This is a genomic window from uncultured Dechloromonas sp., from assembly GCF_945957265.1.
Taxonomy (GTDB): domain Bacteria; phylum Pseudomonadota; class Gammaproteobacteria; order Burkholderiales; family Rhodocyclaceae; genus Azonexus.
The window spans coordinates 91,208-116,564 of record NZ_CAMFKO010000001.1 but is presented as its reverse complement, the minus strand read 5'-3'; the positions used below and the strand labels follow the sequence as shown (position 1 = coordinate 116,564).

Annotated in this window: 21 protein-coding genes; 12 read left to right on the top strand and 9 right to left on the bottom strand. The window is 57.6% G+C overall.

Annotated elements, in window-relative coordinates; genetic code table 11:
• Positions 1-175 precede the first annotated feature (175 nt).
• Genes Q0P59_RS00560 through Q0P59_RS00550 form a run of 3 tightly spaced genes read right to left on the bottom strand, consistent with a single transcriptional unit; the run spans position 176 to position 2,985 of the window.
• Complete coding sequence (locus Q0P59_RS00560; protein WP_295002375.1) at positions 176-1,468, bottom strand: inovirus-type Gp2 protein; 1,293 nt, start codon at positions 1,466-1,468, stop codon at positions 176-178.
• Positions 1,458-2,465, bottom strand: coding sequence for a hypothetical protein (locus tag Q0P59_RS00555; protein WP_295002373.1), 1,008 nt, complete (start codon positions 2,463-2,465; stop codon positions 1,458-1,460). The genes Q0P59_RS00560 and Q0P59_RS00555 overlap by 11 nt, the downstream gene beginning before the upstream one ends.
• Positions 2,449-2,985: an AlpA family phage regulatory protein gene (locus tag Q0P59_RS00550; RefSeq protein ID WP_295002371.1), complete on the bottom strand. Its 537-nt coding sequence runs from the start codon at positions 2,983-2,985 to the stop codon at positions 2,449-2,451. Before Q0P59_RS00550 ends, Q0P59_RS00555 begins: the two co-directional genes overlap by 17 nt.
• Before the next feature lie 963 nt (positions 2,986-3,948).
• On the opposite strand from Q0P59_RS00550, the gene Q0P59_RS00545 reads away from it, so the two are divergent.
• From Q0P59_RS00545 to Q0P59_RS00525, 5 genes are all read left to right on the top strand, one after another.
• Positions 3,949-4,323 (top strand): hypothetical protein, encoded by a 375-nt coding sequence (locus tag Q0P59_RS00545; RefSeq protein WP_295002370.1) that lies wholly within the window; start codon positions 3,949-3,951, stop codon positions 4,321-4,323.
• A 47-nt stretch (positions 4,324-4,370) separates the two neighbouring features.
• Positions 4,371-5,327, top strand: coding sequence for a DUF932 domain-containing protein (locus Q0P59_RS00540; protein ID WP_295002368.1), 957 nt, complete (start codon positions 4,371-4,373; stop codon positions 5,325-5,327).
• A 72-nt stretch (positions 5,328-5,399) separates the two neighbouring features.
• The gene (locus Q0P59_RS00535; RefSeq protein WP_295002366.1) at positions 5,400-5,768 is read left to right on the top strand and encodes a hypothetical protein; all 369 of its coding nucleotides are present in this window, start codon (positions 5,400-5,402) and stop codon (positions 5,766-5,768) included.
• 88 nt (positions 5,769-5,856) lie between these two features.
• Entirely contained in the window at positions 5,857-6,867 is a 1,011-nt protein-coding gene (locus tag Q0P59_RS00530) for a lambda-exonuclease family protein (RefSeq protein WP_295002364.1), read from the top strand.
• A 74-nt stretch (positions 6,868-6,941) separates the two neighbouring features.
• Positions 6,942-7,853 (top strand): hydrolase or metal-binding protein, encoded by a 912-nt coding sequence (locus Q0P59_RS00525; RefSeq protein ID WP_295002362.1) that lies wholly within the window; start codon positions 6,942-6,944, stop codon positions 7,851-7,853.
• 544 nt (positions 7,854-8,397) lie between these two features.
• On the opposite strand, the gene gltS is transcribed toward Q0P59_RS00525, so the two are convergent.
• From gltS to Q0P59_RS00495, 6 genes are all read right to left on the bottom strand, one after another.
• On the bottom strand, positions 8,398-9,591 hold the full coding sequence (gene gltS / locus Q0P59_RS00520; protein WP_295002360.1) for a sodium/glutamate symporter: 1,194 nt from the start codon (positions 9,589-9,591) through the stop codon (positions 8,398-8,400).
• 176 nt (positions 9,592-9,767) lie between these two features.
• The gene (locus Q0P59_RS00515) at positions 9,768-11,000 is read right to left on the bottom strand and encodes an HD domain-containing protein (protein WP_295002358.1); all 1,233 of its coding nucleotides are present in this window, start codon (positions 10,998-11,000) and stop codon (positions 9,768-9,770) included.
• Between the two features lie 8 nt (positions 11,001-11,008).
• The gene (locus Q0P59_RS00510; protein WP_295002356.1) at positions 11,009-12,271 is read right to left on the bottom strand and encodes an HD-GYP domain-containing protein; all 1,263 of its coding nucleotides are present in this window, start codon (positions 12,269-12,271) and stop codon (positions 11,009-11,011) included.
• Between the two features lie 19 nt (positions 12,272-12,290).
• On the bottom strand, positions 12,291-13,667 hold the full coding sequence (locus Q0P59_RS00505; protein WP_295002354.1) for an efflux transporter outer membrane subunit: 1,377 nt from the start codon (positions 13,665-13,667) through the stop codon (positions 12,291-12,293).
• On the bottom strand, positions 13,664-16,792 hold the full coding sequence (locus Q0P59_RS00500) for a multidrug efflux RND transporter permease subunit (RefSeq protein ID WP_295002352.1): 3,129 nt from the start codon (positions 16,790-16,792) through the stop codon (positions 13,664-13,666). The genes Q0P59_RS00505 and Q0P59_RS00500 overlap by 4 nt, the downstream gene beginning before the upstream one ends.
• Positions 16,793-16,801: 9 nt before the next feature.
• Complete coding sequence (locus Q0P59_RS00495) at positions 16,802-17,839, bottom strand: efflux RND transporter periplasmic adaptor subunit (RefSeq protein WP_295002350.1); 1,038 nt, start codon at positions 17,837-17,839, stop codon at positions 16,802-16,804.
• A gap of 263 nt (positions 17,840-18,102) precedes the next feature.
• Between Q0P59_RS00495 and Q0P59_RS00490 the strand changes: the two genes are divergently transcribed.
• The 7 genes from Q0P59_RS00490 to Q0P59_RS00460 are packed head-to-tail and all read left to right on the top strand — an operon-like array spanning position 18,103 to position 25,332.
• Positions 18,103-18,342, top strand: a complete 240-nt coding sequence (locus Q0P59_RS00490) for an RNA-binding protein (RefSeq protein WP_295002348.1) — start codon at positions 18,103-18,105, stop codon at positions 18,340-18,342.
• Positions 18,343-18,357: 15 nt separating this feature from the next.
• Positions 18,358-20,658, top strand: a complete 2,301-nt coding sequence (locus Q0P59_RS00485) for a mechanosensitive ion channel domain-containing protein (RefSeq protein WP_295002346.1) — start codon at positions 18,358-18,360, stop codon at positions 20,656-20,658.
• Positions 20,655-21,266, top strand: coding sequence for a paraquat-inducible protein A (locus tag Q0P59_RS00480; RefSeq protein WP_295002344.1), 612 nt, complete (start codon positions 20,655-20,657; stop codon positions 21,264-21,266). The genes Q0P59_RS00485 and Q0P59_RS00480 overlap by 4 nt, the downstream gene beginning before the upstream one ends.
• On the top strand, positions 21,263-21,919 hold the full coding sequence (locus tag Q0P59_RS00475; protein ID WP_295002342.1) for a paraquat-inducible protein A: 657 nt from the start codon (positions 21,263-21,265) through the stop codon (positions 21,917-21,919). Before Q0P59_RS00480 ends, Q0P59_RS00475 begins: the two co-directional genes overlap by 4 nt.
• Complete coding sequence (locus Q0P59_RS00470; RefSeq protein WP_295002340.1) at positions 21,891-23,489, top strand: MlaD family protein; 1,599 nt, start codon at positions 21,891-21,893, stop codon at positions 23,487-23,489. Before Q0P59_RS00475 ends, Q0P59_RS00470 begins: the two co-directional genes overlap by 29 nt.
• Positions 23,489-24,082, top strand: a complete 594-nt coding sequence (locus Q0P59_RS00465) for a PqiC family protein (protein WP_295002338.1) — start codon at positions 23,489-23,491, stop codon at positions 24,080-24,082. The genes Q0P59_RS00470 and Q0P59_RS00465 overlap by 1 nt, the downstream gene beginning before the upstream one ends.
• Entirely contained in the window at positions 24,079-25,332 is a 1,254-nt protein-coding gene (locus Q0P59_RS00460) for an alpha/beta hydrolase (RefSeq protein WP_295002336.1), read from the top strand. Before Q0P59_RS00465 ends, Q0P59_RS00460 begins: the two co-directional genes overlap by 4 nt.
• The last annotated feature ends 25 nt before the right edge of the window (positions 25,333-25,357 follow it).

Below are 25,357 nucleotides of genomic sequence, written 5' to 3'. Positions count from 1 at the left end.
CTCAAGCTTTTCTGCTGTGTTGTACCTACGGATTTCGTCCAACAGCATCGGAATCCCCCCGCACATATCGATTCATCGGGGCTGATTAATGGAAGTCACGCATCATGCGTAACGTCGCAGACACCCATCTGACGATATGGCACCCACAGCGCAAATCAGTCGGAAACTACACGTTCTAAATGATTCCTCCGCCGATGTTGACAGCCTGCCCCGTAAGCGGAGCAACAGGCGAACGGTTTTTGGCTTTCGCAAGCTTGGCTTTATGGGCTACGATGGATTTTTTCTGGGAAGAGGACTTCTTTGGTAGCTCACCGCGCCGGATTACCCTGAAGCCGATCATCTCTTTTGGGTGGGCGAATGAATCGGCCTTGCATAGGTAGGCCAAAACGTACTTGCAAAAGTTCTCCCGTTTATTCACATCGTCGACACGGATTGATCCAATCCCCAGGGTTCCCCGCCGGGTGTATTCCTCGTCGTGAAGATGACCGTTACGGTAGTTCCCTCTCCCTTTCGTGCTCTTCTTCCAATCCTCCCCGATTTCTTGAGCAAAGAATTTTGCGCAACCTTGCCGCAGGTCACCATCGAAGATTAGAACCAAGTGGATGTGCGGCCCTCGGTCTACGCCGTGCTCCAATTTGGCGACGTATCCGACCAGACCGTTGAAAATCTTCTTGTCTGAGCTTCTGCTTCGGAAAAAAGCGTCAAAATCCCGCTTAAGAGTACTCATCTCGCGCTGGAATTCGGTTTTCTGGTATCCCAATTCGACCCGTACCACCTCCAGCCGACGAAAACGAGTGATCAGCGAGTTAAAGTATCGACAGTAATCACGATGGCGATCCCTGGCATCTCGCAAGCGTTCAGTACGCCGTCTAGCGGCGTTATTTTCCCGCCCCAAGCTCCGCAGCGTTTCGACAAAATTATTAAAGATTGCTGCACATGGCACCGTCGTTTGGTCGAGCGGTCTCTTGTCCAGGTTGCACCAAAAGGAGGGGTGTTGAAGCAATATTTCCTCGTACAAGCCCAATTGGCTGCACGTATTCCGGAAGAGTTCAATGTATTCGTCGTACCGGTTCTGATCGGAAAACTTCCCGGCCACCTCGACCATCACGGGAAAACGCGCGATATAACGCTGAGCTAGGTTGCTCAAATCCAGCGAGAGCAGAGGTCCCGGCAGTAGTTTGGGGACAACAGGTTTCTCGGTGCTCGATAAGGCCCACTCAAGGAAGTCGTTCATCCAGGCGATAATCTGCTTATATTCATCGCGCGTCCGCTGTCTTTGCAGGGTTGTCGCCAAAGCTCTGGCGGCGTCATCTGGTGCAGATTTCACGTCATAGTGACAGTGGTATGGCGAACCGATGGCGCGATTTTTGAGTTCGTCGGGAGTTTCCGATAACCCCGAATTAATGATTGAATCGGCCATCAGCGCTGACTTGTCGGACACAACACAAGTTTCAATATCATCCTTCACGGGCCACCTCGCTGGAATTTGCAGGAAGACGAAACGCTTTGTCGTCTCGTTTATGAAAAGAAAAACTCAGGGCTGGCGAGCAGTCGGAACGAATGAACTCATCCCGGGAAAGCATGGCTCGCAAGGAATGCCGTAGTGGCTTGCAACCCGGGGTCAGTAGTCCTTCCCCGACGGATCGATAACCCAGCGGCTTGGTGCAGGTCGAATCCGGAATGCGCGAGAGTCGCGCTCGGGTTGCTGTCTCGATGGCTTGCTGGTTGCTCTTCGTTCCTCCCCCAAAAAATATCACGACATGACACCGAAAATCCCCGGATGGCAGGCGTTCGCCGCGACACAAGACAGCGATCAGACCTAGGTCGGCCGGTAGCTCAAAAAGCGCCTGTGCCAGCGTACGAGGCCAATCTTGTTGTGACGCACCTTTCTGGTCGAGCGAATGAACCACCTCATGACGGACGCAATACACAGGGGATGGGGACGCTTCAAGGGCATCCAGCACTCCGTTACAGGTCTCTCGGTTCTTGTTGACCGGTTTCAGCCAGGCTCGCTGCTTTTTGCAAAAACCTTCGCTTTGCAGCGCTTCCCTAAGTCGTGTTAAAAAGCCGTCAAGGACGAAGTCCCGCCCCTTTTTTGTCGCTTCGATATCCTTGCCGTACAGACGCTCGATGGCGCCATTCCTTAGGCCCAGTTTCGTCAATACCCCTTCAAGCGCAGTGTCGGCGGGGCTCGGTTTGATGAACGTGCAAGGCTTGACCTTGGTACGCAAAATCTCCTGGCACAGTTCGTGGAGTGAACGATCATCAATGGGGGCTGGATAGGCGTCAGACTGAACGCTGCAAACCTGATTCGTGATGTGAAGAAGCATCGCACACCGGTCTAGATAGGCAGCATGGAGTGGAGCGAAGCGCCCAAGGTCTGCCAGCATGGAGGTATTGGCGTCATCCCGAAAGTCATGGTTGGCAATCGAATAAGGGCTGAGGATGTCAGGCTCGACCGACATAGCCCACCTCCGCCATCAAACGGTTACTGCTGTCCTGTGCTATATCCTCAATTCTCGGAATACTATTGCGACGATCCGATTGCTGCTTCTCTTGTTGAAAATGGTCTTTTTCCTGGAAATTTGCTCCGTTCCTGATGGGTTTCTGGTTATTTAGTCCATTGGTATTGTTTGTTTTTACCTCCGTATAGTAAATAAATCCGCGTTCTACAACGAAATTTAGGCGTGTGTTGCTCGGGATAAAAATCAAATCCTCCCTAGGGTTCTCGGTATTTTGATTTTGCAAAGTTGGCGGCAGAATCGTGAGGCGAATCATCGGCGTGCCTCCCCCTTTTTTTGCCATCCAGTCCTCGACTTCAGCGATGTCACATCCCAACGCGCCACGTCCTGATGGCGACAGCGGAATTGGACGGGGAAAGTCGGGATCGCTGTAGCTGGAAGTGCCGACCCGATTGTAGATGGAATACCGCGACAGCCCGGTCAGACGCTTTACGTCGGGCAGTCGGATGAATTGGCTTGACATATGAAACATCCTCTCCATGCCCCTTGCGGGGTACGAGGGCGCCCGTCTTTATGGTTGGAATACGGGCAGCCGAATGAATTCAATCCCAGCGAAACCGCTAGGAATGGCACAGCAACTGCAAAAGGGAGATTTTGCCCAGCCGATGCCTAGCATCGTTTGTGCATATATACGCCAAGAAAATCAATGATTTACTTGAAGGCGTGGCAAATAAACTGGTTACCCAGTTCTGAGGCGTGTCATGCGTGTTGCAGACCGCATCAAAGATCGCAAAGCTCGCAAAGATCGAAAATTCGACTTGGAACTCGGAGGAAAAATTCGGGAGTTGCCCGAAATATTTACATTTCGCCTTAGCGGCGAAAACTAAATCTGGTGGTGAGGTATTTCTCGAAAAACGTCAGGTGTGCTCACCTCCCGGAATGTTGAAACTTTCTGAAAATTTATCCGGTAAATTGGGCATCTGTCAACCGAAGAAGTAAATTCCCTTGCAGCAAAACACTCGCTACCGCTAGGCGTGATCGTGGGCACTACTCGACTACATGGCTTGCTTAGTTGAGCAAGTACCAGCCCTGGAAGTCGCAAAGAATGGGCCTGTGGGCTAACTATGCAAGATTTTGGCTGCCTGCGAATAGCGGACGGACAGCGGCATTCTGGGGCTCCAAAACATCATCCTGCCCTGGATTTTTCTCATCGCCTGGTACTCAGTCCGAAGTAGGTTTCATGCCGACAAAACACGAGAGCGAATCCTGTTTCTAAAATTCTTTAGCCACGTACATTTATTGTGGAAACCAGTGAGGCCTGTCTCTTTCTTCAAAAACTAGCTTCTCTCGGCACATAAATCCTTAGCCCACTCCGTCACTGGCGGAGTGGGCTTTTTCATGTGCGCTTTCCAAGCAGTTCACCTCACGGCAGATACGGGCTCGCTTGGCCCGTCTGCCCATTACCCATGAACACCGGAGATAAAACATGACTTTGAAATGCCCGATCTGCAACTCCAGAAATATTGAAACCCTCGACTACGGCAAGAAGACCGGCGCCACCATCGGTGTTGTCGGCGGTGCGGCCAGCGGTGCTGCCGGAGCCATGAGCGGTGCCCGACTGGGCGCCAGTGTCGGTGCGATGGCTGGCCCCGTCGGCATCGGTGTCGGCGGTATTGCCGGCGCGATTCTCGGCGCTTTGCTGGGCGGCACTGCAGGCGGTGCGGCTGGCGCCAAGATTGGCCAGGTCATCGATGAGCGCTATCTGGAAAACAACCACTGCCTGAACTGTGGTCACACCTTCAGTACCGATCCCGAGGCCGACACGCTGAACGAGCAACCGCCCCTACCGCACCGTCGCTGACTCTGATCTCGACATCCCACCTGATCCCAAATTCGAAAGGAAACACCATGGCCCATCTCGTCCAAACCATGGCCTATGCCGGTGCCGAACCTTGGCATGGCTTTGGTAATCTCTTGCCGGCTGAAGCCACGTTGGAAACCTGGCAGGAAGCCGCCGGCATGAACTGGCACATCCACGAAACACCTGTTCTCTACAACGTCGCGGGCGACAGCGGCCTGCATGTCAAATCCAACCCGGATGCCAAGGTGTTGTATCGCTCCGATACCCACGCCCACCTGTCTGTCGTCTCCAAGCGCTACAACGTCGTCCAGCCGAACGAAGTCCTGGAGTTCTACCGCGATCTCACCGAAGCCGGTGGCTTTACGCTGGAAACGGCTGGCGTACTGAAGGAAGGGCGCAAGCTCTGGGCCTTGGCCAAGACTGGCCAGGAAACCCAATTGCGGGGTGGTGATCAGGTCGGTGCCTATCTGCTGCTGGCCACCAGTTGCGATGGCACCTTGTGCACCACGGCCCAGTTCACCTCGGTCCGGGTAGTCTGCAACAACACCCTGCAGATGGCGGTAGGCAATTCCACCGGCGCGGTGAAAGTGCCGCATAGTACGATCTTCGATCCCCAAGCCGTCAAGGAAACCTTGGGGCTTGGCTTGTCGTCCTGGGATCGTTTTGTTACCGACATCAAGCGCCTGGCCGATCGTCCCATCCACAAGTTTGAAGCCATGAACTTCCTGGTCAAGGTGCTTGGCGATCCGAACCTGCCGCTGGCCGATCAACCGAACCAGAAGGCGTTGCAGCAGGTGCATGCCCTGTACAGCGGCCAGGGCCGGGGCGCCGAACTCTCCTCGGCCAACGGCACGGCCTGGGGTTTGCTCAATGCCGTCACCCAGTACGTCGACCACGAACGTCGGGCGCGCAGTGTCGATCATCGTCTCGACTCAGCTTGGTTCGGACAAGGGGCAACGATCAAGGGAAAAGCCCTTTCGGAGGCCCTGGCCCTCGCTGCCTGAGCCGTCGTCTCCATCCATCCCCTGCCTGGCTCCCGAGAGGGAGACCAGGCATTTTTCTATCCAAGTTCCCAAATGGAAAAGTTCTACCGTACCCCGATCTGGCATCCCTTCGATGCCGGAGATCTTCCCGATTGCGTCACTTTCTGTATCGACGACGAGAGCGCCCTTGAAATCCTCAGGCTGTCTGCTCTGGTCAAGACGCACGGTCTCTACAAGGTCGAGAAATTCGACTTCCGTGCCCATTACACCCGGACAGCCGAAGCCAATCCCGGCGAGGCTAACGGAGGCCAGGCAAGCCAATTCGTTACCGAAGCAGATCGCCTGAATGTCTCCGACACCGAATTCTGGTTCTCCGCCTATCTCAAGCACACGGATGTCGTACTCAACAGCGAGGCACAGCCCATTGCCGACCTGAAAGAAAGCTTTGGCCTGACGGCCTAATGTATTCGCTTCCCCCTGTCGTTCATCACCCCCCTGATACCCGGCGCTGCTTGTGCAGGCCGGGTTTTTCCCTTTGATGGAGAATGTCATGGCACTCAGTCACCCTGTACCACCGCTTCCGGTCACTCGGCCCCGTCCGGCCCTGAAACTGGTCAAGACCCACAACCTGTCCCGTGCGTTGTGGCTCGATGTGCGCAAGCAAGGTATCGGCAGTTCCGATGCGGCTGCCGCTGTCGGCCTCAATCCATACAAATCACCGCTCGAACTGTGGCTGGAGAAGACGGGCCGGGATAGCAATCTGCCCAAAGTCGATCCGCACGACGAAGAGTCGCCGCTGTATTGGGGAACCCTGCTTGAACCCATTGTTGCAGCCCACTACACCAAGCGAACAGGGCACCGTGTCCGGCGGATCAATGCCGTCCTCCAGCATCCCGATGCCGACAAGCACTGGATGCTGGCCAACATCGACCGGGAAATCATCGGCGTACCGGACGTCCACGTCCTCGAATGCAAGACGGCTGGTATCAATGGGGCCCGGTTGTGGAAGGATGGTGTTCCCGAATACGTCCAGCTACAGGTCATGCACCAGCTTGCCGTCACCGGCAAGCGAGCGGCCGATGTGGCTGTCCTGATCGGAGGTCAGCATCTGGAGATTCATCGCCTTGAACGTGATGACCTCCTGATTGGCCGATTGATCGAACTCGAACGGCGTTTCTGGCACTACGTCGAGACCGATACGCCACCTTCGGCCGATGGTTCAGAATCCGCTGATACGGCACTCAAGGCACTGTATCCCTGCGATAGCGGAACGACGGTCGATTTCAGTGATGACCGGAACCTGTCAGCCACCTTTGCCGATTGGCTGTCGATACGGCAAACCCTCGTCGACACCGAAGCGATTGAAGCCAAGTTGAAGCAGACGCTACAGCAGGCCATGGGCGACGCCAGCAAAGCCCTGTTCGAAACCGGCGCCGTGACCTGGAAGAAGGCCAAGGACAGCATGGGACTCGATATCACCCAGTTGCTCAAGGATTACCCGGAATTCCAGCAACGCTACGCCACCACCAAACCCGGCAGCCGACGTTTCCTCGTCGCTTGACGAAATTCACCATACCCCCAAAACCATTCCGGCCTCGCAAGGCCGGAATGGTCATTGATCGAAGGAGTACAACAATGTTGAAAGGACTCAGTATCACCCCGCCGATTCTCGGGCGGATCTCGATTGGCAAGGTCATCGAGAAGGCTGGCAAGCGACTGCCGGAGAAGGACGATCAATTCACCATTACCAGCCAGGTCCAGGGTAAGGATGGCTGGCTACCGCATCCCTTCGATGAGGGCTTGCGCAAGGAGCAGGGGGGCAAGATACGCAGCATTCCGATTCAACTGCTGTTCAACGATCCGGCATTGAATTTCCGGGCCGAGTACAGCTTGTTTGACCGTACCACCGGCCGGCCACTTTGCGTCGGTAATGGCGAAACCTGCAAACGGCAAAGCGAGGATGGAATACAGAGTTTGCCCTGTCCGTCACCGGATGGTTGTCCACTGGCCAAGGGCAATGCCTGCAAACCCTATGGTCGCCTGAATGTCAGTATCGGCGATGACGACCCTCTGGGTAGTTTCATCTTCCGGACGACGGGATTCAACAGTATCCGGACGTTAGTTGCCAGGTTGCACTACTTCCAGGCGATTTCTGGTGATCGGCTGTCTTGTTTGCCACTGGAACTACGGCTGCGGGGTAAATCGACCCGGCAGAGCCATGGCACGCCGATCTTTTACGTGGATATCACCCCGAGAAGCGGGATGTCCGTTGATGAGATGTTTGCAGAGGCGAAACGGAAGGAGGCGGATCGGCTATTGGCCGGGTTCGATCAAGTCGCGCTGGATGCTGTTGCTAGATTCGGATTTGGTAATGGGGCATTTGAGGAGAGCGAGGAGGAGGGCGGGGCGGTGGTTGAGGAGTTTTTTACATCGGGGGAGGTCGCTGACAATCTTGAAGTTTCGAGCTCTTCGTTCGTGAATCCTTCGTCACTGGTTGAGCGGTTGGGGGAGAGGGTTGCTATGACGAACTCTGAGAAATCTTCTTAGGCTTGAGAGACGGGCTTTCCTGGAGTGATATCTCCGGGGAGGTCTGCTTTTTAGCATGCGTTTTTCTTTTTCTTGATTTTGACTCGGGCTTTCGGGCTATTGATCCTTTGCCTTTAGGTGAATGCTGGAATCCGTTAAAAAATTGATGAGTTGAACCGGCCGGTTGTCGGCCACAGCGGTCAGTGGGGTGCTGCGCCACCAACGGCGGCAATGGGCTGGTCAGCAGTCGTAGGATTTGGAGTGTGCTCGAATGGCTGCTTCCAATATTCGCTAATGAGTGCTGCGTGCCCAATCCGACCATTGACCACCTCGGCAGTCCAACAGCAGGTTCCAAAGATGAGCGGTTTCTTGGCTCGACTAATGGACAGGAGGTTGGCCAAGCAGATTTTTTTGCCTTGAGCTAGCCAACGACCGGGTTGCACAATAATTCGGACACCATCCTGTACGGGATCGCTACGAAAACACCAAAACTGAAACCGAATACGGAAAAAATCTAGCGATCAAAATTTCTCGGGCGTAATGTTGCAACGACATCTCTTTACTTTTATGTAAGCGCAAAGAGAAATAGTTTGATCACAACGGCATTGGCAATGTCAATAAAAAAAGCACCCACCATCGGAACGATCAGAAATGCAAGCTGAGAATGGCCACGTTGTTCAGACACCGCTTGCATGTTTGCGATGGCAGTCGGGGTGGCTCCGAGACCGAACCCACAGTGGCCAGCAGCAATGACTATGGCGTCGTGGTTTGCACCCATCACACGGAAAGTGATGAAAATTGCCCAAGCCACCATTAGCAAAGTCTGAGCGCCGAGGAGAATAAACATCGGTAGTGCAAGCGAAGTCAGTTCCCAAAGCCGCAGCGACATTAGGGCCATTGCCAAGAACAAGGCTAGCGAAACGTTTCCAAGTACGGAATTACAGCGTTCGAAGACTTCGTAACCGCCAAATTTCGACAGAATATTGCGCAATATGACGCCGACAAACAACACGCAGACAAAAGCAGGTAATTCAAGCGAACTACCCTTAAGCGCACGCGAAATTTCGTTACCTATCAGCAGGCAGACTGCAAACAAGGCTAATGCTTCGATCATTGCTGGCGCAGTGATTAGGCGAGTGGTACCAGGAGCTTCAAATGCTCCTAATTGTTCTGTGGTCAGATGAGGTGCCTGATCTTTGATTTTATGGGCCAGGTAGCTTGCCACTGGGCCTCCGATTAGACCGCCAAGTATCAGTCCGAAAGTGGCGCAGGCGATAGCTACTTCAGGAGCGGACGTAAGGCCATATTTTTCGCTGAAAACGCTTCCCCAAGCAGCCCCAGTGCCATGACCGCCGGAAAGAGATATTGAACCAGCTAGAAGACCAATCTGCGATGGAAAGCCAAGCAGATGCGCCAGAGTTACGCCCACAAAATTTTGCGTGATGAGGAAAGCAATAACAACAGCAAACAGTAGCAAAAGAGGCCGTCCACCTCGTTTCAGGCTAGCAAGGTTCGCGTTAAGTCCGATGCTGGCAAAAAAGGCCAGCATTAATGGAGTGTTCAGCGCAGTGTCGAAGCGCACCTCAAAGTTAAATAATAATTTACTGGCATATAGCCCGAGCGCCGCAATCAAACCGCCGGCGACGGGTTCAGGAATCGAGTAAGCACGTAAGAATTTAATCCCATGTAATAGCCTGCGGCCAACGAGTAGTACAAAAGAAGCGGCAACCAGTGTGCCGTAGCCATCGAGAGTAATCATTCGAGAAATGAAAGTGTGAACACAGAAGGTTGCCGGAACGGCTGACTGGCTCTATTCGATAAATACGTATTCTCGGTGTTTGAATTTGGATTCCAAACCTTGAGTTGCCCAATTTGGGTCAGCTTGAAACGAGCATCGGTAGCCATGCTCATTTCAAAGTGATAGCACAGTGGAGGCTAAATCGCCTCTCTACCTTGGCAATCCTCAATTTCATTGTTGCTGCCCGATGATTCGCTGTTGGTCCAGAAGTGGCGCGCCAAACGAGCAATGCTGGGCCAAAGCGGATCACCGATTTCCTGGCTGTGGGCAATGTAGTTACGCAAGGTCTCGATATCGCCAAAAGCCCGTTTTACGCTTCTTCGTGACTTGAACCCCAGGGCGCCGGGATGGCCTGCCTGGTGAATGATCAGCGATAGCAGATCGCTTAGTTGCAGGCAGTCGAGGAGGTCGCACGGCTGATTTCGGCGGCTCCGCACTTCCATCAATTGGCTGAGCATCCGGAGTCTTCCGTCGGATAGTCCGTTGGCCCATTGCTCCGCATCCATCGTTCGCCGGATGTGCCATTTCATGTCCATTTCGATTGAGGTCAGGATACCGAACAGCCACATGCGGGCTAGGGGGCTGCTGAAATCATCACGCGTGACCAGCAGCGGTGCATCGTCATCTCTTTCGACAATGCAGTTTTGATGGCGGGTCAGCACATTGACGATGTCGATGAAGGAGGCGTTACCTTTGACGACTTGTGAAGGCTTCCAGGTTTTGCGCTTGTCCAATGGGCGTCCGAGATCCCTGGCTTCGAAGCGGTTCAGTATCACGCTCAGAATTTGACGTTGGTGAGGCCCTGTCTGGTGATTGCCGGAATTTTCGAAGTCTGTTGATTCTCCAGCGAGTTTTTTGCTCCAGTACCCGATCAGTTTTTTCACCCGCTCGATCAAGCGGGGATCGCCTGCCTTCAAGACGCCGACGAGATCATTCGCTTCCTGGAGAAACACCATGCCAAAACGTGGGTCAGCCCGACAGATGTCGTCGCAGTTGTCGATCAGATCGGCCAATTTGACGGTCTGGGCGCGGGGCGGCGCGCTGGCCAGATGTGCGCAGTCGATTGCCCGGCGTTCCTTTCGGTTACCGTCGGAGGGACGGCTGACATCGGTCAGCGCGTCGACCAATTCTGCAATATCAGTGCCAAATTCGTGGGCCACATCTTCTATGGTGGCGGGGGTGTCTTCGACGACATCGTGGAGCCAGGCTGCCGCCAGGGTGGCCGGGTCGTCGGACACGCCAGCAACGATATCGGCGACCGCTTTCAAGTGGGCTTCGTACGGTTGTCCGGAGTACTTGCGCCGTTGGTCGATACGCTCATGGAATTCGACGGCGTATTGCCTTGCACGAGTGACGAGATCCTGTTCCATGGCACCAATCAGTTGAGTTTCAGGAAGTAACGGGGCAGCAGGCCAGTCAGCGATTCACGAAGCTCGGCCTCGTTTTTGTCGTGGATTTCCGAATGTAGCTGGCTAGCGATGCGCCTAAATTGTTCCAGCAGGCTGGGGTCGAAATGGCTGCCCGCACCTTCTCCCTGAATTTCCAGGGCTTGCTGGGCGGTCAGCGCCTCCTTGTACGGGCGGCGTGAGGTCAAGGCATCGAACACATCGACGATGGCGAAAATGCGTGCTGCGAAAGGAATTTCATCGCCCCGCAAGCCCTTTGGATAGCCGCTGCCGTCATATTTTTCGTGATGATGGCCAATGATGTCGCGGGCAATCTTGAGCCAATGCGAATCGGCGACGATTTCAAGGCCCAGGCGGACATGCTCCCGCATTTCGGCAAATTCCTGATCATCCAGTCTGCCTGGCTTCAGCAGGATCGCATCGGGGATGCCGATCTTGCCCACATCGTGCAGGAAGGAGCCGATGATCAGGCCGCGCATAGCCTCAGTCGGGGCTTCTACAGCTTTCGCCAGATGAATCGCATACAGGGTGACTCGGTAATTGTGCTCGCCGGTATCGGAATCCCGCTTGGCGATGGCACTGCCCAGCACCGCGGCGATTTCGAGGTTGCCGCGCAGGATTTCTTTCGATGCCTTGATCAGCGAACGGTAAAGGAGCAGTACCACCGGGTACAGGGCAAGGGCGGTCAGCAGGCTGGAGAGCAGAACGAAACCGATGGTGCGCCAAGTTTTTGCACGTTGCTGCTGCAAGGTCAGGCGGTCGAGAAGAAATGCACCCTCCAGGAACAGTTTTCCTTCCGGCGCAGGCACTGTCACCAGAATTCGAATGACCGGTTGCTCGCCAATCTGCAGTTTCTCGAAATGGCGTCGGCCATCCCGTGCCATTGCCTGAATGCTGGGCTGGAGTTGATCGGTCAGTTTCTCGAATGTCGGGTTGGCAAGTTCGCGAACCAGCTTGCCTTGATCGTCATGCACCTTGATCCAGAGGTAGTGGGTGCTGATGAATTGCCGCGTTTCGTTGGCCAACAGGCTTTGCGCTTCGTCTGTATCGCCAGCGGGCGAGGTCGAGAGATGCCGGACTTCCTCGCTGGCGATGGCAACCAGACCCTCCTCGAAGCGGGATACTTCGAGGTAGTAGGTCATGCCGGCGGCTACTAGCGATACGACGAGCCAGACTGCCAGTAGCCTGCGCAACAACATCCAGCGGATCGAGGCGATGGTCTGGATGGCACTCATGGTTTGCTCAGCGAGTGGCTTACCAGCCGCCTCCCAGGGCCAGGTAGACGTTGACCAGCGCTAGCCGTTTTTCCAGCAGGGCCTGGGCTTCCTGGGTCTCGGCGGCGAGCAGTTGGCGCTGCGCGTCGAGTACTTCGAGGAAGTTCGTCGTGCCGGCGCGGAAGCGCAGGTCGGCGAGGCGCATCGCCTCCCGCGAAGCGGCGACACGGCGCGCCTGGATATCCATCAGGTCGTTGCCGGTTTCGTAGGCGACCAAGCCATTGGCGACTTCGCCCAGCGCATTCAGGATGGTTTTGCGGTAGCTGATTACTGCTTGCTCCAGCCGGGCTTCGGCGGCCTGCTTGTTGAAGTAGATCTGGCCGCCAGCGAACAGGGGTTGGAGCAGATTGGGGCCGACGGAAGCGACGGCGGGTGCTCGGCCATGTACGACATCGGCCAGGCTGGTACTGACTCCGCCAAAGATTGCGGTCAGCGACAGGCTGGGGAAGAACAGGGCTCTCGCTTCGCCAACACGTGCGTTGGCTGCCATCAGACGTGCTTCCGCCTGGCGGATGTCCGGTCGCTGTTCCAGTAGAGAGGAGGGCAAGCCGGGCGGGATAAAACCCGGTAGCGCCAGTTGTGGCGGCGACTCCAGGCGCAGCGCGCCGGGGGCTCGACCGAGCAGTATGGCCAGTGCATTCTCGGTTTCGGCGATCTGCCGGCGCAGGGGCGGCAGGCTGGCTTCCGTGGTCGCCAGGGCGCTTTCCTGCTGGCGTTCTTCGGCGGCTGAGGAAATGCCGGCGGCAGAGAGGCGCTTGATCAGTCGCAGGACTTCCGCCTGGTTTTTGGCGCTGCGCTCGGTCACGGTCAGCGTCTCATGCAGCGTGGCGAGTTGGAAATAATAGCGGGCGACGCTGGCGATCAACGAAGCCTGCATGCCATGGCGGGCTTCGTCACTCGCCAGCAGTTCGGCCTGGGCTGCCTCGCTGGCGCGGCGATAGCGTCCCCACAGGTCGATTTCCCAGGAAATGCCGGCCCCGCCGAGATAGCTGGCGGTGAAGCGTTCGCCGGGCTGGCGCACGGTGGGCGAGGTATTCAGCGAGAGAGAGGCTTGTGGCAATAGCGGTGCTCGGCTGACGCCGGCCAGGGCCTCCGCTTCGCGCAGCCTGGCCGCTGCCAGCAGCGCATCCGGCCCGGCCGTGAGCGCTTCGTCGATCAAGGCCTTGAGGGCCGGGTCGGTGAACACATCGCGCCAATTCTGCTTGGCCAGGGAAGAGGTTTCGCCGGTAGCCCGGGCGGAACTGCCGCTGTGAACTTCAGGCAAGTCGATGGCAGGACGCTGGTAGTCCGGGCCAAGGGCGCAGCCGGTCACGAACAGGCAGGCCAGCATGGCGGCAATGGGGGTACGGCGGATCATGCCTGTGTCTCCTGTTGGCCGGCAGGCTTTTTCGCAAAGCGCGCGACGATGCGGTCGACGGCCACGAAGAGCACCGGCACCATGAAGATGGCGAGCAGCGTTGCCGCCAGCATGCCGCCAAAGACGGTGATACCCATCGATACACGCGCTGCGGCGCCGGCCCCGGCGGATATGATCAGCGGCACCACGCCAAGGATGAACGCGAAGGAGGTCATCAGGATCGGGCGAAGACGCAGCTTCGCCGCGCCGACAGCGGCGGTCACTGCATCTTCGCCTTGCTCACGCTTCATCTTGGCGAATTCGACGATCAGGATAGCGTTTTTCGCTGCCAGGCCGATGAGCAGGACCAGGCCGATCTGGGCATAGATGTTGTTCGTCAGCCCGGTTAGCCACAGGCCGAGCATGGCGCCAAATACACCAAGCGGCACGGCGAGCAGGACGGCGAAGGGGATCGCCCAGCTTTCGTACAGGGCGGCGAGGAACAGGAAGACGAAAACGATGGCCATCGCGAAGACGATGGGCGCCTTGCCGGCTGATTCCTTTTCCTGGCGGCTGATACCTGACCACTCGAAACCGTAGCCGGGCGGCAGGGCGGTTGCGGCGATTTCCTCCATGGCCTGGATGGCTTCGCTGGAACTAAAGCCGGCGCCCGGATTACCACCGAGCTCGGCCGTGCGGTACAGGTTGTAGCGTTCGAGCACGGTCGGGGCGCTGGTCGGCATTGGCGTCACGAAGGTCGACAAGGGGATCATCTGGTTGTCGCCATTGCGCACGTGGAACAGCCCGATACCCTGGATATCGCTGCGGTATTCCGGCTCGGCCTGCATGGTGACCTTGTAGGTACGGCCGAAACGGCTGAAGTCGTTGACATTCAAGCCGCCGAGGAAGGTCTGTAAGGCGTTGGTGATGTCGGATACCGGTACGCCCAGTTTCTTGGCTTTCTCCCGGTCGACCGCCAGCCGGAAGGCCGGCGTACGCGGATTGAACTTGGAGTAGATGCTGGCAATTTCGGGCCGCTGTCGGGCGGCAGCCATGAAGTCATCGGCGACTTTGGCCAGTTCCTGCGGTGTGCCACCGGAGCGATCCTGCAGCTTGAAAGAGAATCCTCCTGTTGCGCCCAGGCCGGGAATCGGCGGTGGGTTGAATCCCAGAACTACGGCTTCCGGCAATTTGCCACCCTGCTGGTAGGTGCCGAGCAGGACGGTCTTCAGCGAATCCGTGGCACGTTCAGACCAAGGCTTCAGAGTGGTGACGAACAGGGCGCTGTCCGACTGCGGGGCGCCGTTCAGGATGTTGTAGCCATTGATGATCAGGCGCTTGTCGACGGCATCGTAGCTCTTGAGAATGTCATCGACTTTTTCGGTCACGGCCAGGGTTCGGTTGAGCGAAGCGGCGGCGGGGAGCTGCACGCTGCCGAGGAAATAACCCTGGTCTTCCGAGGGCACGAAACCGCCGGGAACACGATTCATCAGGCCGACCGCGACGAAGATCAGGATGCCAAGCATGGCCAACGAGAGCAAGCTGCGCCGGATCATCATCTGTACCTTGCGCTCATAGCCATCGGTCAGGCGGTCGAAGACCCGGTTGAAGGCACCGAAGAAGCCACGGTTGGCCGCAGTCTTGTCCTTCGGTTTCAGCATCGTGGCGCACAAGGCAGGGGTCAGCGACAGGGCGACGAAACCGGAAAGGGCCGTGGACACGGCAATCGTGATGGCGAACTGCTTGTACATCACGCCGGAAATGCCCCCGAGGAAGGCGACTGGTACGAAGACCGCGCACAGGATCAGCGCCATGGCAACCACCGGGCCGGAGACTTCTTCCATCGCCTTCAGGGTGGCATCGCGGGCATTCAGGCCGCTATGTTCCATGTGATGTTCGACCGCTTCGACAACCACGATGGCATCATCGACCACGATACCGATGGCCAGTACCATGCCGAATAGGGTCAGGGTGTTGATGGTGAAGCCGAGTACGGTAAAGGCGGCGAAGGTGGCAACCAGCGATACGGGCACGGCGAGCATCGGAATGATCGTCGCCCGCCAGTTCTGCAGGAAGATGAAAACGACGACCAGCACGAGGATCAGCGCTTCGATGAAGGTGTTCTTGACCTCGTTGAGCGAGGCTTTGACGAAGACCGTGTTATCGAGTACCACGTCGTAGTTCATGTCGGCCGGGAAGGCCGTGGCCAGACGCTTCAACTCGGCGTTGATCAGGTCGGCGGTCTCGATGGCGCTGGCATCCGGCGTCAGGTTGATCGAAAAGGCCGCCGCCGGTTGGCCGTTCAGGCGCGACTGGAAGACGTATTCCTTGGCGCCCAGTTCGACGCGGGCGACATCGCGGACACGGATGAAGGAACCATCCGGCTTGGCGCGGACGATAATCTCCTCGAATTCACTCACTTCCGACAAGCGACCGCGAACTTCCACACCGTACTGGAATTGCTGGGTTTTCGGGGCAGGCATCTGTCCGACCTGGCCGGCCGGTGCCTGGGCATTCTGCTCCTGGATGGCTCGATGCACATCGGTCGGCGTAATGCCGAGGCTGGCCATCCGGTCCGGCTTCAGCCAGATACGCATGCCGAATTCGGCGCCGAACAGGCTGACGTTGCCGACACCTTTGACCCGCTTGATGGCTTCGACAACGTTGATCGTGGCGTAGTTGGCCAGGAACAGTTCGTCGTAAGTACCTTTCGGCGAAACCAGAGCCAAGTACATCAGGACGTCGGGGGTCTGTTTCTTGGTGGTGATGCCGGCGCTGATCGCTTCCGAAGGCAGGCGGGCGTTTGCCTGCGAAGCACGGTTCTGGACCTGCACGGCGGCGATGTCGGCATCGCTGTCGAGTCCGAAGGTGATATCGAGGTTATAGCCGCCGTTGCCTGCCGAGCTGGAGCTCATGTAGAGCATGCCTTCGATGCCGTTGACCTGCTCCTCGATGGGCTGGGCAAGCGCCTGCTCGACGATTTCGGCGCTGGCGCCCGGATAGACGGCGCTGACGCGGATGGTCGGCAGGGTGATCTGTGGATACTGGGCAATCGGCAAGCTGATGCCGGCGATGATCCCGGCCAGCGTCAGGACAATGGCGGTGACGATAGCGAACACCGGCCGGAAGATGAAGAACCTGGCCATGCTGGCTCCTTACGGCTGGGCTACAGCGACCGGTTTAACCACCGTGCCTGGGCGTGCCTTCTGCAGTCCATCGACGACGATACGCTCGCCGGCCTTCAGACCATCCTCGACCAGCCACAATTCGCCGATACGGGCGCCAGTACGGATCGGGCGTTGCTCGATCTTGTCGCCCGCCGCTACGACGCTGGCGAACTGCTTTCCGAGCAGTTCGGTGACGGCTTTCTGAGGGATCAGCAATGCATTCTGAGCAACTTCATGGACGATGCGGACACGGGCATTCAAGCCGGGGCGGAGCAAGCCGCTGGCGTTGGGGAAGACAGCGCGTAGCGTCAGGGTGCCAGTGGCCGGGTTGAGCGCCCGGTCGGCGAAATCGAGTTGGCCGCTCTGCGCATAGGTGCTGCCATCGGCGAGGATCAGTTCGATTGGCGCCTTATCCTCGCGTTTGGTGGCCTGGAAGCGCCTGGCGAAATTGAGGTAATCGATTTCCGGGATGCTGAAGTAAGCGACCACCGGATCCAGCGTCGATACCGTGGCCAGCACGGTCTGTCCGGCTGTCGCCAGCGCACCGACTTCGATCTTCTGCAGGCCAATCTGGCCGGCGATGGGAGAGCGCACGTCGGCGTAGGAGCGGTCGAGGCGAACCTTCTCCAGCCCGGCGCGGCGTGCTTGGACGACAGCACCGTTCTGTCGTTCGGAGGCGACCGCCTGATCGTAGGTCTGGCGGGGGATGGCATTGTCCGGCAGCAATGGCTTGTAGCGTTCGACATCCTGGCGGGTGCGGGCGAGTACCGCTTCGGCCTCGGCCAGCTTGGCCTGGGCATCGATGATGGCCTCGTCGTACGCGCGCGGGTCGATGCTGAACAGCAGTTCGCCTTCCTTGACCTTCTGCCCGGGCTTGAAGTTCTGCTTGATGACCTGCCCGGAGACGCGCGGGTAAAGATCGACTTCGCGATACGCCTTGATCTCGGCTACCAGGTCGACCGTCAGCGGTGTGGTTCGGGCGGCGACCGTTTGTACGACCACCTCGGGAGGTGGGGCGGAAACCATTTTGGCTTCTTCCTTGCAAGCGCTCATGCCCAGAAACACTGTGATGACGAGAGGCAGTGTTCGAGAAAAAGTGTGGTTCTGGCCGGACATGGGCTAAGGCTCCTTGCGCTGGGCGCTCGATTGGCATTCGACAAACCCTACATCATAATCACCATCAATGTCAGCAGATTTGTCGAATCGCCCATTTTGGGCGGCAAGCATGCGCAAGTTGCTGATGCCTAGGTAAGATGGCCTTTCGCGTGATATTCAGAATGGATTTAACGATGAAAAAAATCATGTTCACCGGTTTGCTTCCGGATGTGACCGAAGAGGCTGTCAGGGAGTCGCTGGAGAAGGTGGGCCCGGTTCATTCTGTTTCCATCATTCGGGATGGTGATGCCAAGGCTCCCGTGGTCATTGTGCAGATGGATATCAGTGATGCTCAGGCTTACAGTCTGACTTCCCGGGTTACCGATTACTGGCATAACGGTCACATGATCAATGCCCGTTTGTTGCTGCATTGATAGTTAGTACCTGGCATGGCTGGTTTTGACCGAATCCTGCAGCGCGGAACCCGGCTGGCGTTTTGCCTGGCCTTGTTGTTTCCTGCCTCGCTTGTGCAGGCTCAACTGGCCTTGCCCGGTAATGTCGGGCCCAAGGCTGTTGTCGGTGAGCAAAGTCCAATTGCCGAGGAGCGGGCTAAGGCCGAAGGCTTGCTGATTGAGACGCAGCGGCAACGCGAGGCAGAAGTTCCTGTCAGCAGTGAATTTGCCAGTGCCGAATCGGTCAGGTCTGCCGACCGACAGCGTTCGCTGGACCGCCTGACTTTCATGCAGGCAGAGCGAATCAAGAAACTGGACGAACTGGCTGCCTTGCAGAAGGCGCCACCCGTTGCGATTACCTCGCTGCCTGTCGTTCAGGCGCTGGGCGATGCGCCGCCCTATTCAGCGCTAACCGTCGATGCTTTGCGTGACGAACTGGCTGGCTTGAGCGATAAGCTCAAGGCGCTCGATTCTGGGCTGGCAATTCGCGAAACGGAAAAACAGGTTCTGCTTGAGCAATTGCGCCGTGCCGAAGAAGGAAGCCGGCTGGCCAATGATCGCTTGGTGCAGGGGAAGAGCGATTCGGAGAAAAGTGCGGCTCGTTGGACGCAAGAACAGTCCGAACTTCGGCGGCGGATTGCCGAGGCAGAGCTGGCCGTATTGGCGATTGAAATCGACAAGCTCAAGTTGCAGCGGGATAGCTTGGGCATGCAAACCGAGGAAATGCGCAGACTGCTGGTCAGGGTCTTGCCGGATCAGCGTCTGGCCGAGGCTGACCTCGCCAGCTTGCGCGAGCGGATGGCTGCGATTGCAGAGCGATTGGCGCCGGAAATGCACAAGGCACTGCAGCGCCAGAAAACCCACGAAGCCGAGCGCGAGGCAATTTTCAAACAAGCGCCTGCAGTCGGCAGCGAGCAAGCTCAACAGTTGGCTTTCCTGGATCAGGCCTTGGTGACCGACCGTATTTTGATCGAGGGCCTGCGGGGGCTGGAGATGCTGGTCGCGGTGACGACCGATGTCTGGGAAAAGCGTTATGTCGTGTTGTCGTCCGACGATGCTGAGCGGAAAGAGCAGGCGCTGGCCTCGCTCACCAAGATTTACCAAGGGCTGCAGGGGCGCAAGCGTTTATCGCAGGAACAGCGCGATGCGCTGGCGGTGTCGATCCGCGATCAGGAAACGCGTCTGGCCAATCTCTCGCCAGACAGCAGAGAGCAGCAACGGCAACGGGATATCCTTGCCTTGTTGCGCGAGCGGTCGAATATGCACGAACGACTCGAATTGGCGGCCAGCCGATTGGAGCGTCAACTGGCTCGCTGGCTGACCGACTTTAATCAGGCTGAAGGGAGCGGCCTGGGGAAGAGCGCACAGGTGCTCGGCGAGCGTGCGCGGGCGATGCTGCGGGCCTTCTGGCAATACGAGCTATTTGCCGTAGAGGATGTGTCCGAGGTTGCGGGGCGAAAGGTTTCCGTCAGCTATGGTGTCACCGTCGGCAAGAGCATAGGTGCCTTGCTGCTGTTCGTCTTCGGCTACTGGTTGTTCTCGCGCCTCTCCCGGTTTTTGCAAACCGTGTTGATCAGTCGCTTCGGTATCAATACTCAACTGGCTTCGGTGATTCGGCGTTGGGTGATGATCGTCATGGCGATTGGACTGATCATTTTCATTCTCAATCTGGCGCGTATTCCGCTGACGGTTTTCGCCTTCATGGGCGGTGCGCTGGCGATCGGTCTGGGCTTTGGTACGCAGACCATCATCAAGAACTTTATCAGCGGCATCATCATTTTGTTCGAGCGCAAGATCCGCGTTGGCGACATCATCGAATTGGCCGGCATGACTGGTCATGTCACGGCGGTCGATCTGCGGGCAACCACGGTCCGCGGTTTCAACGGGGTCGAGGCCTTGGTGCCCAATTCCAATTTCCTGGAAAACCAGGTGGTCAACTGGACCTACTCGAATCCGCAGATTCGGCGCGAACTGTCTGTTGGCGTGGCGTATGGCAGCGATGCGCGACTGGCTGAGTCGGTCATGGTCAAGGCCGCGGTCGGCCATCCGTCGATTCTGAAAATTCCGGCCCCGGAAGTGTATTTTGAAGACTTTGCCGACAGCGCATTGCTGATGGTTCTTGTCTATTGGGTCGAACTGGGCGGTGGCACGGTCGCACGGCGGGTCGACAGCGACGTTCGCCATACGATCTACCAAGGCCTGGCCGAGGCCGGGGTTGTCATTTCGTTCCCGCAACAGGACGTTCATCTTGATGTCGTACAGCCGTTGCCAGTCGTGCTGACGGAGGCCAGGGCTTGAACCAGAACCTGACTGCCTGCTACGAGTGCGATCTGTTGCTGCGCGAGACGTGCATGGCCGGGGCTACTGGCGTTGTCATCTGCCCACGGTGTGGTGCCGAGTTGCATCGCGTTGGGCGAAATACCCTGGAAAAGTGCCTGGCCTTGACTTGCGCGGCGCTCGTGCTGCTCCTGATTGCCAATCTGTTCCCCATTGTCGGCTTGAACATCCAGGGACATCAGGTCGAGACCACGGTGTTCGGCGCCGCCCGCCAGCTCTGGCGTGACGACATGCCCATCGTGGCCACCTTGCTGTTGCTGACGACTGTCCTGATGCCGTTGATCGAACTATGCGCGCTTGGTTGGCTCCTCCTGCCATTGTGGCGTGGCTACCGCCCGCGGTGGTTTGCCCCGGTCTTTCGGGCGCTGCAGCTTGCGCACCCGTGGGCGATGGTGGAAGTGTTCATCCTTGGCGTCCTGGTTTCACTGGTCAAGCTGTCCCATCTCGCCGATGTCCTGCCCGGGCCGGCAATCTGGTGCTTCGGCGCATTGATGCTGGTGTTGTCGGTCCTCAGTTCGATTCTTGATCACCAGGCCTTGTGGAGTGCCTGGGAGGCTGCCGAGGCATGATTTGGAGAACTGCCGCCGAGCAGGGTATCGCGCATTGCGAGGTATGCGGTCGCCTGGGCGACACGGCGGGGGATGCCCGCTGCTCGCGCTGTGGTACCCGACTACATTTGCGCAAACCGCACAGTATCGAGCGCGCCTGGGCTTTGCTCATTGCCGCCTATGTGCTTTATCTACCGGCCAATCTGCTGCCGATCATGGAAACACGCTCATTGTTCGGCGTCCAGCGCGACACGATCATGAGCGGCGTGGCCTACTTGTGGCTTTCCGGCTCCTGGGTATTAGCCTTGATTGTTTTTATTGCCAGTGTGGTGGTTCCACTCCTGAAATTGCTGACGCTGTCGGTACTGCTCGTTGCCGTCCAGCGTCGCCGAGTAGGTGCGCCGACGCAGCACGCACGGCTGTATCGTCTGCTGGAGCTGATCGGCCGCTGGTCGATGCTCGATGTCTATGTCGTTGCCGTACTGGTTGCGCTTGTCCAGGCGCAGTCCCTGGCCTCCATGGCCCCGGGGCCTGGTGTGCTGGCTTTCGGTGCGGTGGTCGTACTCAGCATGATGGCGACGATGGCTTTTGATCCGCGGCTGATCTGGGATGCCCGGATTGTCGATAATAACGAGGAAATTCAAAGTGACCCAAAACGAAGTTCCCTTGCCTGACGAACTTCCGTCCGGAAAAGTGGTGAAGCCGCGCCAGCGAATCACCATGATCTGGATCGTTCCACTGCTGGCCATTCTGGTGGGCATCGGTCTGGCCGTGCAGGCGATTCGGGCCAAAGGTCCGGAAATCACCTTGCAGTTCGTAGCGGCCGAAGGGCTTGAGGCGAATAAGACGCGCATCAAGTTCAAGGATGTCGAGATCGGTACGGTGAAGGCTATTTCCCTGAGTGCCGACCGTAATTCGGTGCAAGTGGTTGTCCAGATGGACAAGCAGGCCGAGGGCTTGCTGGTCGATGACACCCGTTTCTGGGTGGTTCGTCCGCGGGTCGTGGCGGGCGGGGTGTCCGGACTGGCGACCCTGTTGTCGGGGTCGTACATTGCACTGGATCCCGGCAAATCCAAGCAGGCACGACATGATTTTGTCGGTCTCGAGGTGCCCCCTCAGGTGACGAGCAATACCCCGGGGCGACGGTTTCATCTGGCCGCCGATGATCTGGGCTCACTGGACATCGGGACGCCGATCTTTTATCGCCGTATCCAGGTGGGGCGTGTGATCGGTTACGCGATGCAGAAAGAGGGGAAGGGCGTCGATGTCCAGATATTTATCGACGCGCCCTACGACGAATTCGTGACTCAGGCTTCTCGTTTCTGGCACGCCAGCGGGATTGACTTGTCGCTCAATTCCGATGGCCTCAAGTTCGACACGCAGTCCCTGCTCAGTGTGGCAATCGGCGGCATTGCCTTTTCGTCACCGCCCGGCAACGAAGACGAGCCGACGCCGCGCGCCGATCCGGGCGCCAATTTTGTCCTCCATCCTGACCAGGCGACGGCAACCAGAATTCCCGAAACGCGGGTGCAACGGTATGTCCTGACCTTCCGCGAATCCCTGCGCGGGCTGACGGTCGGGGCCCCGGTCGATTTTCGTGGCCTTGTCGCCGGTGAGGTGTCGCGCATCGACTTGAAATTCGAAAAAGAAAAGACAGATTTTTCCATGCAGGTGGAAATCAATCTCTATCCTGATCGGTTTGCCCAGAAAACCCGGAATTACACGGGGAAAGCGGTCTCCGAATCAGCGTCGCGGGAGATTCTGGACAAGATGGTCGCCAAGGGCTTTCGTGCCCAGCTGCGTACCGGTAACATGTTGACCGGTCAGCGCTATATCGCGCTCGATTTCTTCAACAATGCCAAGGCCGGCAAGGTCGATTGGAGTCGCCGGCGACCGGAACTGCCGGTGCAACCAGGGACGCTTGATTCCCTGCAAGATCAGTTGCTGGCCATCGTCGAATCGCTGCGCCATACCCTAGGCCACGTCGATCAACTGGTTGTTCGTCTAGACAAGGAGGTTGCTCCGGAATTGGCCGGCACCTTGCGCGATGCGCGCAAGACCCTGGATAGCGCCGACCGGATGCTGGGGGCTGCTGACAAGGCTTTGGTCAGCGACGCACCGCTGCAACTTGAAATGCGTGAAACCTTGCGTGAGGTCGCCAAGGCGGCGACGGCAGTTCGCAATCTGGCTGACTTGCTGGAGCGCCAGCCCGAAGCGCTGCTGACCGGCAAGAAAGGGGAGTGATGATGAAACTATCCATGTCGATGGCAATTTTTGGCCTGATCGGAACACTGGCCGGGTGCGCTGGTACGCCAGCGCCTTCCTACTACACGCTGGATCAGGGAATGCCTCATTTCCAAGCGCAAGGGCAGGCACCGAGCATTGCGGTGACCCAGATCAGCTTGCCCGAATTGATCGATCGCCCCCAGTTGGTACTCAGAACTGCCGATAATCAGGTACGCGTCAGCGAGTATCAACGCTGGGCGGAGCCGTTGCGGCGGCAGATTCCACGGGTCATGGCCGATGACCTTGGGCGCCTGCTTGGCTCCAGTCGCGTGGTTTCCGTGCCAGTCGACGGGCAGGGGTTCGATGCAGATTTTCGCTTGCTCCTCGATGTGCAGCATCTGGAGGCCAATTCAGGGAATGGGGCTGAGGTTGATGTGCTGTGGCGGCTTGAGCCACGGACGGGCAAGGTTGTTGTCGGGCGTAGCCAGGTTCGCGAACCGGCAGGCGGCGGGGATACCGCAGCCCTAGTCGCCGCGCAACGCCGAGCCCTGGCGACGGTAGCGATGGAAATCGCCGAGCGCTTGCGTTCTCTTCCGGGCGGTAAGCCATGATCCGCCTGCTTTCCCTGCTGCTGGGTCTGTCGCTTCTGAGCGGGTGCACCAACTTCAGTGGTTTGCGTGAGGAACTGCAGGAGTCGCGGTCCCAACTGGGGCGATTGGCCGGAAGGGTGGTGTCGCCGGCCTGCGCCAGCTGCCCGACCGTTCTGGTGGCGGTCGGGGCGCGGGATGATGAGCGGGTTCATACCTATCGCGTCTATGAGCGGCCCGGTAATTTCGAGATGGTGACCTTTGGTGGCTCGCGCTACTTGTTCGGCTTCAATGACCTGAACAATGACTTCGAATATCAGCCAGGCGAGCCGAGCGGCTGGGTGGAGTTGCCCAAGATCTTCAAGGCGGGAATGCGCGCGGATGGTATCGAGCTGACTCTCAGCCAGGCTAATACCGAGGCACCGGGGTTCGGCAACCTGTTCGACATGCGCGGCATGACGCTAGGGGCAATCGATGTCGAACTGGGAGCTATGGCCAGCCTTGACGATCCTCGTTTCGATCAGGATGTGGCCGACCTGGGCATGTGGCAACCCTTGCGGTTCATGAAAGAGGGCCACGCCGGTATCTACTTCCTGCAAGCTTTCGACCCGGCCAAGACGCCGGTTCTCTTTGTTCACGGCATCAACGGAACGCCGCGTCATTTCTCGAGCATTGTCGTCAGCCTGGATAAAGAGAAATTTCAGCCATGGTTTCTCTATTACCCATCGGGAATCGATCTCGCGGCCCTGGGCGATGGCATGCTAGGGATGATTAGTGAGTTGCATCATCGTTACCCCTTCAAACGCATGCATCTGGTCGCGCACAGCATGGGGGGATTGCTGACGCGTTCTTACTTGTCGGCTTGCGTAAAGAGCAAAAATTGCACCTATCTCCGGTCGTTTACCTCGATATCCAGCCCCTTTGGGGGGCATGACGCTGCGCAAAGTGGTGTCACTTACGCGCCGGTGGTGGTGCCTGCCTGGCGCAACCTGGCACCGGGTAGCCCGTTCCTGAACAGTTTGTTCGCCAACAAACTGCCCAGGAACGTGCCCCATCATCTGGTTTTTGGTTATCGCAACACCGCCTTGGTCGGCAAGGCCAGCGGCGATGGAACAATCACACTGGCTAGCCAACTGCGTCGTGAAGCACAGCTTCAAGCCGTATCGCTACGAGGTTTTGACGAGGATCACATGAGCATCCTCGAGTCCGAGGAAGCGGTGGCGTATATCAATGGCTTGCTACTCACGGCCAAAAGTAGAGAGCAGACCGAGTAAATCTCCCCGTTTTTTTACCCCTAGC